Annotated in this window: 15 protein-coding genes; 8 read left to right on the forward strand and 7 right to left on the reverse strand. The window is 67.3% G+C overall.

Going from position 1 to position 12,380, the window contains the following annotated elements; all coding sequences use genetic code 11:
- Positions 1-126: 126 nt before the first annotated feature.
- From BMY35_RS18075 to BMY35_RS18085, 3 genes are all read left to right on the forward strand, one after another.
- Positions 127-1,107, forward strand: a complete 981-nt coding sequence (locus tag BMY35_RS18075; protein WP_093201815.1) for a Bug family tripartite tricarboxylate transporter substrate binding protein — start codon at positions 127-129, stop codon at positions 1,105-1,107.
- Between the two features lie 11 nt (positions 1,108-1,118).
- Positions 1,119-1,994 (forward strand): amidohydrolase family protein, encoded by an 876-nt coding sequence (locus BMY35_RS18080; RefSeq protein WP_093202220.1) that lies wholly within the window; start codon positions 1,119-1,121, stop codon positions 1,992-1,994.
- 131 nt (positions 1,995-2,125) lie between these two features.
- Complete coding sequence (locus tag BMY35_RS18085) at positions 2,126-3,187, forward strand: porin (protein WP_093201818.1); 1,062 nt, start codon at positions 2,126-2,128, stop codon at positions 3,185-3,187.
- Here the strand turns inward: BMY35_RS18085 and BMY35_RS18090 are convergent.
- Positions 3,175-4,119: a LysR substrate-binding domain-containing protein gene (locus BMY35_RS18090; RefSeq protein ID WP_093201819.1), complete on the reverse strand. Its 945-nt coding sequence runs from the start codon at positions 4,117-4,119 to the stop codon at positions 3,175-3,177. The genes BMY35_RS18085 and BMY35_RS18090 overlap by 13 nt on opposite strands.
- A gap of 117 nt (positions 4,120-4,236) precedes the next feature.
- Here BMY35_RS18090 and BMY35_RS18095 point away from each other — a divergent pair, with 117 nt between their 5' ends.
- Positions 4,237-5,388, forward strand: a complete 1,152-nt coding sequence (locus BMY35_RS18095) for an aromatic ring-hydroxylating oxygenase subunit alpha (protein ID WP_093201822.1) — start codon at positions 4,237-4,239, stop codon at positions 5,386-5,388.
- A 7-nt stretch (positions 5,389-5,395) separates the two neighbouring features.
- Here the strand turns inward: BMY35_RS18095 and BMY35_RS18100 are convergent, their stop codons facing one another.
- From BMY35_RS18100 to BMY35_RS18110, 3 genes are read right to left on the reverse strand one after another with little or no spacing between them, the layout of a single operon-like run.
- On the reverse strand, positions 5,396-6,067 hold the full coding sequence (locus BMY35_RS18100) for an FABP family protein (protein ID WP_093201824.1): 672 nt from the start codon (positions 6,065-6,067) through the stop codon (positions 5,396-5,398).
- Positions 6,068-6,125: 58 nt separating this feature from the next.
- Positions 6,126-7,094, reverse strand: coding sequence for a Bug family tripartite tricarboxylate transporter substrate binding protein (locus tag BMY35_RS18105; protein WP_093201827.1), 969 nt, complete (start codon positions 7,092-7,094; stop codon positions 6,126-6,128).
- Positions 7,095-7,146: 52 nt separating this feature from the next.
- Positions 7,147-7,551, reverse strand: coding sequence for a winged helix-turn-helix transcriptional regulator (locus BMY35_RS18110; protein WP_093202223.1), 405 nt, complete (start codon positions 7,549-7,551; stop codon positions 7,147-7,149).
- A gap of 105 nt (positions 7,552-7,656) precedes the next feature.
- Here BMY35_RS18110 and BMY35_RS18115 point away from each other — a divergent pair, with 105 nt between their 5' ends.
- The 3 genes from BMY35_RS18115 (at position 7,657) to BMY35_RS18125 (ending at position 9,152) form a co-directional block, all read left to right on the forward strand.
- The gene (locus BMY35_RS18115; RefSeq protein WP_093201830.1) at positions 7,657-7,974 is read left to right on the forward strand and encodes a DMT family transporter; all 318 of its coding nucleotides are present in this window, start codon (positions 7,657-7,659) and stop codon (positions 7,972-7,974) included.
- Between the two features lie 20 nt (positions 7,975-7,994).
- The gene (locus BMY35_RS18120) at positions 7,995-8,627 is read left to right on the forward strand and encodes an FMN-dependent NADH-azoreductase (protein WP_256228758.1); all 633 of its coding nucleotides are present in this window, start codon (positions 7,995-7,997) and stop codon (positions 8,625-8,627) included.
- Positions 8,628-8,762: 135 nt separating this feature from the next.
- Positions 8,763-9,152, forward strand: a complete 390-nt coding sequence (locus tag BMY35_RS18125; RefSeq protein ID WP_093201835.1) for a DUF427 domain-containing protein — start codon at positions 8,763-8,765, stop codon at positions 9,150-9,152.
- 125 nt (positions 9,153-9,277) lie between these two features.
- On the opposite strand, the gene BMY35_RS18130 is transcribed toward BMY35_RS18125, so the two are convergent.
- The 3 genes from BMY35_RS18130 to BMY35_RS18140 all read right to left on the reverse strand — a co-directional run bounded on the left by BMY35_RS18130 (position 9,278) and on the right by BMY35_RS18140 (position 11,279).
- Positions 9,278-9,658, reverse strand: coding sequence for a helicase SNF2 (locus BMY35_RS18130; RefSeq protein ID WP_093201837.1), 381 nt, complete (start codon positions 9,656-9,658; stop codon positions 9,278-9,280).
- Positions 9,659-9,893: 235 nt separating this feature from the next.
- Positions 9,894-10,730 (reverse strand): APH(3'') family aminoglycoside O-phosphotransferase, encoded by an 837-nt coding sequence (locus BMY35_RS18135; protein WP_093201840.1) that lies wholly within the window; start codon positions 10,728-10,730, stop codon positions 9,894-9,896.
- 78 nt (positions 10,731-10,808) lie between these two features.
- Complete coding sequence (locus tag BMY35_RS18140; protein ID WP_093201842.1) at positions 10,809-11,279, reverse strand: cupredoxin domain-containing protein; 471 nt, start codon at positions 11,277-11,279, stop codon at positions 10,809-10,811.
- A 183-nt stretch (positions 11,280-11,462) separates the two neighbouring features.
- Here BMY35_RS18140 and BMY35_RS18145 point away from each other — a divergent pair, with 183 nt between their 5' ends.
- Positions 11,463-12,317 carry a hypothetical protein gene (locus BMY35_RS18145; RefSeq protein WP_093201845.1) on the forward strand — a complete coding sequence of 285 codons (855 nt, stop codon included), beginning with the start codon at positions 11,463-11,465 and terminating at the stop codon, positions 12,315-12,317.
- Positions 12,318-12,380 lie beyond the last annotated feature (63 nt).

Below are 12,380 nucleotides of genomic sequence, written 5' to 3' on the forward strand. Positions count from 1 at the left end.
CCGGGCGCCCGGCCATGCCGAAAAGCGATATCTCCCAGTGCGAACGCGATCTTGCCGGTGGCCGCACCGGCGGGAATAGTCCGGGTTGGCGGCGCACATGGCCGCCCGCAAGTTCAAAGGAGACCCATGAGACATTCCCGCCGCGGCTTCGCCGGCCTGATGCTGGCCCTGGCCGCCGGCCTGCGCGCATCGCCATCAGCGCTCGCCGCTCCCCTGTCCTCCCGCCCGATCCGCCTGGTGGTGCCATTCGGCGCCGGCGGCGTGGCGGACCTGGTCGCGCGCAGCGTGGCCCAGAAGATGTCCGAATCGATGGGCCAGAGCATCGTGGTCGACAACAAGCCCGGCGCGGGCGGCGTGGTGGCCTCCGACACCGTGGCCAAGGCGCCGCCGGACGGCCACACGCTGCTACTGATGTCCAACGGCAATGCCGTGAGCGTGGGCCTGTTCAAGTCGCTGCCCTACGACACGCTGAAAGACTTCGCGCCGGTCTCCACGCTCGGCTACTTCGACATGGCCGTGCTCGCCGCGAGCGACAGCAGGTTCAAGAGCTTCGCCGACCTCGTGGCCCATGCGAAGGCCCATCCGGGCAAGCTCAACATCGGCACCATCAACGTCGGCAGCACGCAGAACCTGGCCGGTGAACTGCTGAAGACTTCGCTGGGCATCGATGCGCAGGTCGTGCCCTTCAACGGCACGCCGGCCGTGGTGACGGCGCTGCGCGGCGGGCAGGTCGACGTGGCGGTGGAAATCCTCTCGCCCGTGCTCTCGCAGATCGAAGGCAAGGCGCTGCGCGCGCTGGCGGTCATGGGCGAGAAGCGCTCGCCCAGCCTGCCGGAGGTGCCGACGGTGGCCGAAAGCGGCACGCCGGGCTTCCAGGTCGCGTCCTGGAACGCACTCGCCGCGCCCGCGAAGACGCCACCCGACGTGATCGCCCGGCTGAACCAGGAGGCGCGCAAGGCGCTGGATTCCCCCGAAGTCCGCAAGCGCCTTCAGAACCTCGGCGTGGAGCCGCGCGGCAGCACGCCGCAGGAACAGGTGCGGCTGCTCGACAGCGAGATCCGGCGCTGGTCGGGCGTCATCCAGCGCGCCGGCATTCCCAAACAGTGAGCAACACCTTGATGAAGACCATCGCCCCGCCCCATCCGACCCCGAGCCGCCCCACCTTCCGCCTGCCCGCCGGCGCCTGCGACGCCCACTGCCACGTGTTCGGCCCCGGCGACGTGTTCCCGTACTCGGACAACCGGCGCTACACGCCGCCCGACGCACCCGCGGCGAAGTTGCGCGCCCTGCACGAGCTGCTGGGCATCGAGCGCGTGGTGCTGGTGCAGGCCAGCGTGCACGGCCACGACAACCGCGCCATGCTCGACGCCATCGCGCAGTCGCCGGACGCCTATCGCGGCGTCGCCATGGTGGGCGCGGGCATCTCCGACGCCGAACTCGCCGGGCTGCACAAGGCCGGCGTACGCTCGGTGCGCTTCAACTTCGTGCAGCACCTGGGCGGCGCGCCCGACCTGCCGACGGTGCTGCGCATGGCCGAGCGCATTCGCCCGCTGGGCTGGCACCTGGTGCTGCACCTGGACGCGGAAGACCTGCTGACGTATCGCGCCTTCCTCGACACGCTGCCAGTGCCCTTCGTCGTCGACCACATGGGCCGCACGATGGTCGAGCACGGCCTCGGCCAGCAGGCCTGCACGATGATGCTGGAGCTGATGCGCGACGAGCGCGCCTGGGTCAAGGTGAGCGGCGCCGAGCGCATCTCGCAGGCGCTCTCGACGCAGGGCCAGCCCTATGCCGACGCCGTGCCTTTCGCGCGCCAGCTGATCGAGGCTGCGCCCGACCGCGTGCTGTGGGGAACCGACTGGCCGCATCCCAACGTGCGCGAAATGCCCGACGACGGCAAGCTGGTCGACTTGCTGCCGCTCTTCAGCGATGACCCGGTGCAGCTTCGCAAGCTGCTGGTCGACAACCCGACGCGCCTGTACTGGTACGACTGAGCGCCTCGCCGCTCACCGCTTCCACTGACCGATACCGCTCCCACGCCACGCCCCCCCCGTGGCGTGCGGCAGCACGCGCCTGCGCCACTGCAGGCCACGAGCCACAGAAAACCAACGAGGAGACAGACGACATGAGAAAACTTTCCCGCCTTCCGGCACTCTCGAAGCGCACGGCCTTGCGCACGCTGCCGGCGCTGGCCCTGTGCACCGCCACGCATTCGGCGTGGGCACAGGCCGCCGATGCATCCAGCGTGCAGATCTACGGCCTGCTCGACGCCTTCGTCGGATCGATGAAGCGCAGCGACGAGCCCGGCCGCACGAAGCTTCTGGGCAGCGGCGGCATGACGACCGCCTACTGGGGCGTGCGTGGCAGCGAGAGCCTGGGCGGCGGGCTGCAGGCGCAGTTCGCGCTGGAGAGCTTCTTCCAGACAGACTCCGGCACCTTCGGGCGCAACAGCACCGATCCGTACTTCTCGCGCAACGCGTGGGTGGGGCTGGCGGGCGGCTTCGGGCAACTCTCGCTCGGTCGGCAGACCAACCCGATGTTCGTGGCCAGCGGAGCCTTCAACCCCTTCGGTGTCTCGCTGCAGTTCTCGCCCGTGATGCTTCATACGTGGCAACCGACGTACAACCGCGCCGTGCTCGGCGACAGCGTGTGGAGCAACGCCATCCAGTACACCTCGCCCACCTTCGCGGGCCTGCGCGCCAGCCTGCTCTACGGCATGGGCGAGGTGCAGGATCGCGAGGGCATCCGGAACCTGAACCTCACGCTCAACTACGCGGCCGGCCCGTTCGCCGCGGTGGTGTCGGTGCAGCAGGCGAAGACCGGCCCGGGATTCACCGCGACCATCGGCCGGCAGGACGCGGCACTGATCGGCGCCTCCTACGACTTCAAGGCCGTGCAGCTCTACGGCCAGCTGCAGCGCACCCGCACGCCCGACATCCGCACCACCGCCGACACCGCGCAGCTGGGTGCGGCCGTGCCGGTGGGTGCCGGTCGCTTCCTGGCCTCGGTGGCGCGCACCGAGCGCAAGGTCACCGGCAGCCCCGGGACGGGGCGGACCACCTGGGCGCTAGGCTACGACCACTTTCTGTCGAAGCGCACCGACCTGTACGCGGTCTACATGCGCGACAGGCTGACCGGCTTTTCGGGCAGCGGCAGCGTGGGCGTCGGCATGCGTCACCGCTTCTGATCCGCGCTCTCCACGGGCGCCGTGGCGTTCGCGCCCAGGTGCTGCCCGACCAGCTCGCGCAGCAACTCCCCCATGGCGCGCTGCGTGCGCGTAACCGGCCGCTGCGAGCTCGCCGCCAGTGCGAGCCGGCTTCGCAGCACCGGCTTGACGATGGGCCGGATCGCATAGCGCCGCGAGCGCTCGGCGATGGCGACGGCATTGCGCGACAGCACCGCGTGACCGGCACCGTCGGCCACCAACGCGAGGATCGCGGCGACGCCGTCGATCTCCAGCGCGATCTGCGGCCTGCGGCCGATGGCGGCAAGCTCGGCCTCGACCAGCATGCGGATCGCGTTGGGCCGGGTCGGAATCACCAGTTGCTGCTCGGCCAGCTGGTGCAGCGCCAGCGGTGCGCCGCTTCGCTTCGCGCCCGAGCCCTTGGTGGCGCTGACCAGGAACAGGTCTTCCTCCAGCACCGTCTCGCTGTCCACGTCGGGCGAAGGCTGCGGGTTGTAGAGCAGCGCGATGTCGAGCCGGCCGGTGAGCAGCGATTCCTGCATCGCGGTGGAAAGGTTTTCGGTGATCGACAGCGCCGCGTCGGGCAGGCGCTCGCGCGCGGCCCGCACCAGCGGCACCGTGAGCACGCCCGCCACGCTGGGCGGCAGGCCCACGGCCACGCGGCCGGCCAATGCGCCGCGCATCCGGTTCATGTCTTCCTTCGCGCGCTCGACCTGGTGCAGGATGCCGCGGCCATGCTCCAGCAGGCGCTTGCCGGCGTCGGTGGGCACCACGCCGCGTCCGTTGCGCACCAGCAGGTTCTGCCGCAGCTCCACCTCGAGCTGGCGAACCTGGCGGCTCAGCGCGGGCTGCGCGATGGCGATGACGTCCGATGCGCGGGTGAAGCTGCCGAGTTCGGCGACGCGGATGAAGTACTCCAGCTGCTTGAGATCCATGCCCCTGAGGCTATCGGCATAACCGGTTCGCAGCTATGCGTGTTTGTTCTATCCGGCAGGCGGAACACGACCAGTTGAAGCAAGCCGCCGCGGCGGGCGCTCGCCACAATCGCGCGCATGAAGCAGGAAGAACAGATCGCCCTGATCCGGCGCGCGCTCGCGCTGATCGCTGCCGGCGGCAGCGAGCGCGGCGAGCCGGCCGTGAGCCCGGTGACGCGGTACCTCGATCCGGCACGCCATGAGCTGGAGGTGGAGCGCATCTTCCGCCGCTATCCGCTGGCGCTGTGTCCTTCGGCCTCGCTCGCGAATGCGGGCGACTCGTTCGCGATCGACGTGGCCGGCATGCCGCTGCTGTTCGTGCGCGGGCATGACGGCGAAGTCAACGGCTTCGTCAACGCATGCCGCCATCGCGGCGCACGGCTGAAGCCGCCCGGCGCATCGCCGGGCCAGCGTGCGCTGATCTGCCCGTATCACAGCTGGACCTACGGCCTCGACGGCGCCTTGCGCGGCCGCCCCTCGGCCGAAGACTTTCCGCATGCGCCGGCATCGAAATGCAGCCTCGCACGCGTACCGGTCGCGGAAGCGCTGGGTTTCGTCTGGGCCGTTCCGCGCGTGCTGGCCGATGGAGAAAGCCCCGGGCTGGACATCGCCGAGTGGCTCGGCCGCTTCGGCGCCGACCTGCGCTCGTGGGGCTACGACGGCTGGGTGCCCTTCCATCAGCGCGCCTTCGACAACGCGGCCAACTGGAAGATCCCCTTCGAGGCCAACCTGGAGACGTACCACTTCCAGTACGCGCACCGCGACAGCATCGCCGGGCTTTTCTACGACAACCTGCTGGTGGCCGACCAGGATCGCCAGCACCAGCGCCTGTTCCTGCCCAAGCGCAGCATCGCGGGACTGCGCGACGTGCCCGAGCAAGAGTGGCAGGTGGGACCGCACTCGAACATCATCTACTACTTCTTCCCCGCGACCTTCATCCTGCACGAGGGCGACCACGCCAACGCCTTCACGGTGCTGCCAGAGTCGCCGGGGCGCTCGCGCGTGATCGCGAGCACGCTGATTCCCGAACCGCCGAAAACGGAGAAGTCGGCGAACTACTGGCGCAAGAACATCGAATCGTTCTGGGGTGCGCTGAACGAAGACTTCGCGCTCGGCGTGTCGGCGCAGTCCACGCTCGCAAGCGGCGCGCAGTCGTCGCTGTATTTCAGCGCCACGGAATGCTGCTCGGCGCGCTTCCACGCCGACGTGGAGGCGGCGCTCGCAGCCTAGCGACGGCTCAGGCCGCCGCGGTGCCCGCTTCCGCCATCGCGGCGCGCGCCGTCGGGTTCGGCGTGGGCTCGCCGATCTTGCGCATCGTGTTGCGGTCGGTGTGGCTGAAGGGCTCGGGCTTTCCGAGCACGTCCAGCACCGTCTCGAGTTCGTACGACCAGCTGCCGTCGTCGTGCACCGTTACCTCGATGCTGTAGCGCAGCGTCTTGAACGCATGCTCCAGGAACGGGTTGGCCACGATGCCGTTGGTTTCGCCGCCGCGCACGGCCTCGAGCCTGAAGCTGCGGTCGTCGGCCTTCGCGCGGCCCGTGGCCATGGCGGTGAGCCCGCGCGGGATGGTCAGCGTCTGGATCAGCGCGCCCGTGGCGGGCTCCCAGAGCCAGTAGCCGACCTGGTCGTGGAAGCTCTCGACTTCGTCGGGCTTCACGATGCGCAGGTGGTAGCGCAGGCCGTAGAAGATCTGCGGCCCGTTGGTCTGCGCGTCGATGGGCTGGAATTCCGCATGCTCGATGTAGGCCTCGGCTTCCGGGCCGTCTTCCTTGGGGCTCACGTCGTGGCCTGCCGTGCCGGTCCAGATGCCGGCCAGCGCGGCGAGCGGGCCCAGGTTGGCCAGCGTGTGCGGATCGGGCTCGGGTTCGGTGTAGATGTCGCGCGGGAATTGCGTGGGCTGCTGTTCCATGTTCTTCTCTTCCTCAATGAATCTTCTGGTGCGGGGTTCCGAAGTGTCGCTCACCGGCTCACTGGTCGAGGCGGATTCCGACCTTGGCGATGATCGCACCCCACTTGCGGCCTTCGCTGTCGATGAAGGCCTTGAACTCCTCGGGCGAGCCGCCTCCTACCGCCAGCCCCTGGTTGGCCAGCAGCTCGCGCACCGCGGGTTCGCGCAGCACGGCATTGACGTCGGCGTTGATGCGCTGAACCACATCGTGCGGCGTGCCCGCGGCGGTGAAGAAGCCGTTCCAGGCCAGCGACTCGAATCCCGGGTAGCCCGACTCGGCCACCGTCGGTAGCTCCTTCATGAGCTCGGAGCGCTTCGCGCTGGTGACGGCGATGAGCTTCACGCGCTGCCCCTGGATCAGCGGCAGCAGCGCGGGCGCCACGGTGAAGAGCGCCTGCGTGTCGCCGGCCGCGAGCGAAAGCCCGGCGGGCGGCGAGCCCGAGTACGGCACGTGCACCGCCTCGATGTGCGCCACGCTGCGGAACAGCTCCATCGTGAGATGCGAAGAGCTGCCCGCCCCCACCGACGCATAGCTGAAGCTGTTGCCGCGCTTCTTCGCCCATTCGACGAACTCCGGCAGCGTGTTCGCCGGGTTGTCTGCCCGCACCGCGAGCACGTTGGGCTGCGACGTGGTGAGCACGATGGGCACCAGGTCGCGCGAAGGCTCGTAGGGCATGCGTGCATACATGTAGGGACCGAAAGCGATCGGGCCGTTGAAGCCGACGCCCAGCGTGTAGCCGTCGTGCGGAGCCTTCGCCACGGCCTCCATGCCGATCAGCCCTCCGGCGCCGGCCTTGGTCTCGATCACCACGGGCTGCTTCCACATCACGCGCAGGCGATCGGCCAGCGTGCGCGCGATCAGGTCGAGCGAACTGCCCGCCGGCGCGGGCACGATCACGCGCACGGGCTTCGACGGCCATGCCTGCGCCCATGCGCCGGCGGCCAGCAGGCTGGCGAGCAGGAAGGTGGCGAGCTGCTTCTTCTTCACTTCGGTCCTTCGATGGCGTGGGGTCGCGGGAAGTTATCACCGAATCCGGCGCTCAGGCCCGCTCTCGCGCGGCCTGCCGCGCCGCGTCGATCTGCGCATGGTTCGCCTCGGCCCAGCGGTCAACGGCGATCAGCGTCCTGCTCAGCGAAAGGCCGATCGGGCTCAGCCTGTACTCGACGTGCGGCGGCACGGTCTGGTGGTCTTCGCGCAGCACCAGCCCGTTGAGCTCGAGATCGCGCAGGGTCTGCGTGAGCATCTTCTGAGAGATGCCGCCCACCTTGCGCAGCAGCTCGTTGTTGCGCTGCGGCTTTCCGCGCAGCAGCGGAATGAGCAGCAGCGCCCACTTGTTGGCGATGAGCTCGAGCACGCGACGCGAGGGGCAGCCGGCGCTCCACACGTCGGCCGGTGCCGTCTCGGCCTGCGTCTCTGCCACAGCCGTTGTCTTCCTAGATGACATGCCTGGATTTCCCATGGTTACCAGAAGGTGCGTACTTGTCGCCCGGTGCCTGGCCCGGAATTATCGGGCTCCTGTTCTTCCCGCAACAACACCAAAGGAGCTTTCATGGGCTGGGTATTTCTGCTGGCGGCCGGTCTCGTCGAGATCGCGATGGCCGCGGCACTCAAGCAATCGGAGGACTGGTCGAAGCTCGTGCCTTCGGCCATCGGCGTGCTGACCGCACTGCTGAGCATCTACCTGCTGGCCAAGGCGCTGCGCTATCTGCCGCTGGGGCCGGCGTACGCGATCTGGACCGGCATCGGTTCGGTGGGCGTGGTGCTGATGGGCGTGCTGTTCTTCGGCGAAGCGCTTTCGCCTGCGCGGCTTGCATGCATCGCGCTGGTGATCGGCGGCACCGTGGGCCTGCGCCTGGTCAACGGCTGATGCGGGAAGGACACAGAATCGTGACCACACGCATCCTGCACATCGAAGCCTCGCCTTCAGCCGCGCGTTCGCGCTCCGCCGAGACGGCGCGTCACTTCCTGCAACAACATCGTGCACTCCACCCCGACGTGGAGATCGAGACGCTGCGCCTCTGGGACCTCGACCTGCCCGCCTTCGACGCCACGATGATCGAGGCCAAGTTCGCGGTGCTTCGCGCCGCCAGCGCCACCGAAGAGCAGAAGCGCCACTGGCAGAAGGCCGTGCGGCTGGCGCGCGCCTTCAACGCGGCGGACAAATATGTCTTCAGTCTTCCCATGTGGAACTTCGGCATACCTTACATACTGAAGCACTACATCGATGTTGTTACCTTGCCTGGCGAAAACTGGCTCTGGACGCCCCAGGAAGGCTACAGCGGCCTCCTGCACGGCAAGCGCGCCGCGCTGATCTATTCGAGTGCAGGCGACTATCCGGTGGGCCTTCCGTCCCTCGATAAGGACTTCCAGAAACCATACATGCGCACGTGGCTCGGCTTCCTCGGAATCGACGAAATCCTCGAGATAACGGCGGCGCCGACGCTTGCATCGCCGGAGGCCGTCACGGCGTCCCTGGCCCGGGCACGAAATGAAGCCGAAAGGCTTGCAGAGCGGTTCTGATGGAGATTCAGCCTTTAACCATGTCGGCAATGGGCTGATTTTCCGGGGACTTCAAATCGACACGCGGTCGCGGCAATATCCGCATCCCCCGATTCTTGTGTCAACCGATCTGACCTGAGGACTAAGGAGCCTTCCATGTTCGCTACAGCAGAGCGCACCATCAAGACCCCCGGCCCCGAGCACCCGATCACCATCACACCCAACCCGCTGCGCGTGGTGGTGTCGGTCGACGGTTGCGTCATCGCCGATACCCGCGAGGCCCTGACGGTACGCGAAGCCCACTTCGGCACCGTGCACTACTTTCCTCGCAAGGACGTGAAGATGTCGCTTCTGGAACGTACCTCGCACGCAACCTACTGCCCGTACAAGGGCGAGTGCAACTACTACAGCATTCCCGCCGGCGGCGAACGCTCGGTGAATGCCGTATGGACCTACGAGTCGCCGTACGACCCAGTCTCGCAGCTCAAGGACTACGTGGCGTTCTATCCCGATCGCGTGGGTCCGATCGAAGAGCGCGTCTACTGACCACTCGACACGCAGCACACACATCAACGCAGACAAGCAAAAAGCCGGGCCCCGCTTTCACGGGGCCCGGCTTTTTACTTTTGCTTTCGCGCTATCGCACCATCGCGCCACAACGCTCCAGCCGATTACAGCGGCAGTGCGTCGCCGCGTGCGGCGGCACGGGCAGCTGCGCGCACCGTGGAGCGGTCCAGGCCGCTGGCGAGAACCGGTGCGACGCGCGAGGTCACGCCTTCGGCATACGGGTTCTCGCTGTGGGCGGCGGCCACGGCTTCGGCGCGAACGGCGGCACGGCTGGTCGTGGAAGCGATCAGTTGCACGGGGCCCTGGTTGGCGCCGTCCGCATACGGGTTGCCGCTGCGGGCGGCGACCACGGCCTGGCTGGCAACGTCGGCACGGCTGGTGGCCGAGGTCAGTTGAAGCACGCCGTCATAGCTTTCGGCATGAGCGGCACCAGCGGCGGCCAGCAAGGCGATGGAGATGGCGGAGAGGAGCTTCGAGGCGGTCATTTGGATTTCCTTCAATTCAGTTCTTTGCATACAGGATGGTTTCGAACCGGTCTTGGGTGGGGCACCGTCCCTTTCGGGGGCGGCCACCTCGCTCGGGGCCTGTTCATCCAGATCGGCTTGCGGGCTGGTCTGTGAGATGAATTGTGAGCCGCCGGATAGGTAAAAACCCGCAGCAAAAAGAACCGCGGCGTTCATGCGATGGAAACAATCGCAGCGCCGCAGCGGGCGTGCCCCCTCAGCCCCAGGTCAGCGGGTCGAGGCTCAGATAGAAATCGAGCCGCCCGTCATCGGGCTCGCCGATCTCCAGGGTGTCGAACAGGCTCTTGCGAGCGGCAAGCTCGTCGTCCGGACCTCGCCAGCTGTCGCGCGCATTCGCAAGAAAGAGCGAAAGATCGACATACCTGTCGGCCGTGCCGAGACGGCCGAGATCGATCAGCCCCGTGCAGCGAAGCGTCCGCGGATCGACCATGAAGTTCGGCATGCATGCATCGCCATGACACACGACACGGTCGCGCGCCTCCTGTGCCAGGCGCTGCGGCAACTGCACGCGCAATGCATCGAGCAGGAGCTGCGGCGGAATGTCCTGCTGTTCCGGGTCCAGGAACTCCTTGTTGACCGCATTGCGTGCCACCACGTCGCAGGCACGCTCGAACATCGTGGAAAGAGCGCGCGCGAACGGGCAGCTTGCCGCGGGAATCTCGTGCAACAGCCTCAGCCGATGGGCCATGGAGGGCCACGCCTGAAGCAGCTGTTCGGCCGGCAATTCGCTGGCAGGCACACCGGGAACGGCACTCATGACCAGGCATGCGCCCTCCTGTGACGCATGCCAGTCGAGCACCTTTGCGGAACCCAGATCAAAAGGCTCCAGCCATTCGGTGCGAAGCCTCTCGCCGGCCAGCGACTCCACGCCATCGGCGCCGCTCACGGACACCTTGGCGAATGCAACCCCATCGCTGCGGCGATAGACGCTGTCTCCCGACTCCCCGAGATTCACCGGGAGCCACTCGATGCCGGCTGGAGGAACAGGAAGAAGATGCCGGGGATCCGGAAGGCCTTGTGTCGACAAATGCATGCGGCGGGTGCGGGCGCAAAGTGTGTTGGGTTGCCCTCGGGAATCTATCCAATCCCGCCCGCCGCGCAGCCAATGCCCCTATCGGCCGGCCTGCGCCACGTTCACCGCGCCCTTCATTCCCGCGTCGTAGTGTCCCGGCTGCAGGCAGCCGAAATCGACCTTGCCGGCCTTCGTGAACTGCCAGACGACCTCGCCCGTCTTGCCCGGCGCCAGCGTCACCATGTTCGGCTCGGCGTGCTCCATTTCCGGGTTCTTCATCATCGCGGCGTAGTGCGACTTCAGTTCCTGCGCAGTGCCGAGCACCAGCTCGTGCTTCAGCTTGCCCGAGTTCCTGACAACGAAGCGCACGGTCTCGCCCTGCTTGACGCTGATGTCGGCCGGCGTGAAGCGCATGCCGTCCGTCATATCGACTTCGATAGTGCGGGTCGCTTTGGCCGCCACGCCGGGCTTGCCGATCGCGTCGTTGTGCGTGCCCGAAGCCGATGCACCAGTGGCAAGCACGGCGAGCAGCGTTGCGAAGGCGGAGGTGGCGAGGAATGCGTGTTTCATGATGCGATGCTCCTTGAGGTGAATGGCGAATGAAGAAAAAAGCAGACAGACCGACACGCGCCGGATTCTGGAAAGCCCACCCGGCCATCGCCTTTCACGCGGATTACAAGGGCGTAATCCGCAGGCACGCCCGTAAGATGGCGCCCGCCACTTCGGCCCTTGCCCGGAGCGAAGAAGAAAAAGATGTCCCACCCCGTCTACCTTTCCAGCTCGCACCTGCCGCGCATGCCCGAAGGCAGCCGCAACGAATGGCGCGGCTTCTTCGGCCATGGCGGCGAGCTGGAGGCCAATGCCTTCTTTCCGCTCTTCTGGCGGGCGCTCTTCGGCGAAGGCGACATCCGCCACGCGCGCTTCATCGACTCGTACGACATCGATGACGAGGACAGCGCCATCGAACGCGAGGAGTGCCTCGAAGACTTCGGTGCCGACGCCGCCTACCCCTACCTCGTCACCGACAAGGCCAGCGCGCTCACGCGACTCGCCGCACGGCGCGAAGCCGTCGTCGCAGCCATCGGCGAACGCTACCGCCCGCTCTACGAAGGCTTCGAAGCCTGGACCGCTCAAGGCTTCGCGGACTACATCCTGCTGCGGACCGAAGGACTGCCCGATGTCGCGGATGCCGAGCCATGGCTGCGCGCCGAGCAGGCGTCCATCGATCGCCTCGACGACAGCAGCCTGATCGGCAACCTCATGTCGGATCTCTCGCGCCACGACTCCGACCCGGTCTGGCGACTGGCCGGCATCGGTGCATCGTCGGACAACCCATGGCCCACGCCGGAACTGAGACGCCTCTTCCCCGACCCGAGGCAACGAAAGCCGCGAAAGGAAGGAAGCGCGCAACCAGCGGAGAAGCTCAGGAGCCGGCCCAAGAGCTGGATCGACCCGGTGCTCGAATGGCTGGCCGTCGCGCTGTCGGCAGCCGCGACGCTGGGCACCTATTTCTCGACGCGATCGATGTGGTTGGCACTGCTGGTCTTTCTCTGCGCGGCCTTCGCGCTCGGCTTCGGCATCGTCAAGCTGCGCGGCCCGAGGTCCTGATGGCGGCAAGGGAAACTATCGGGGCCGCTCACAATTCCAAGCCGCTCAAGGAGCCCATCGACA

Source organism: Variovorax sp. YR750 (assembly GCF_900109805.1).
Classification (GTDB): Bacteria; Pseudomonadota; Gammaproteobacteria; order Burkholderiales; family Burkholderiaceae_C; genus Variovorax; species Variovorax gossypii.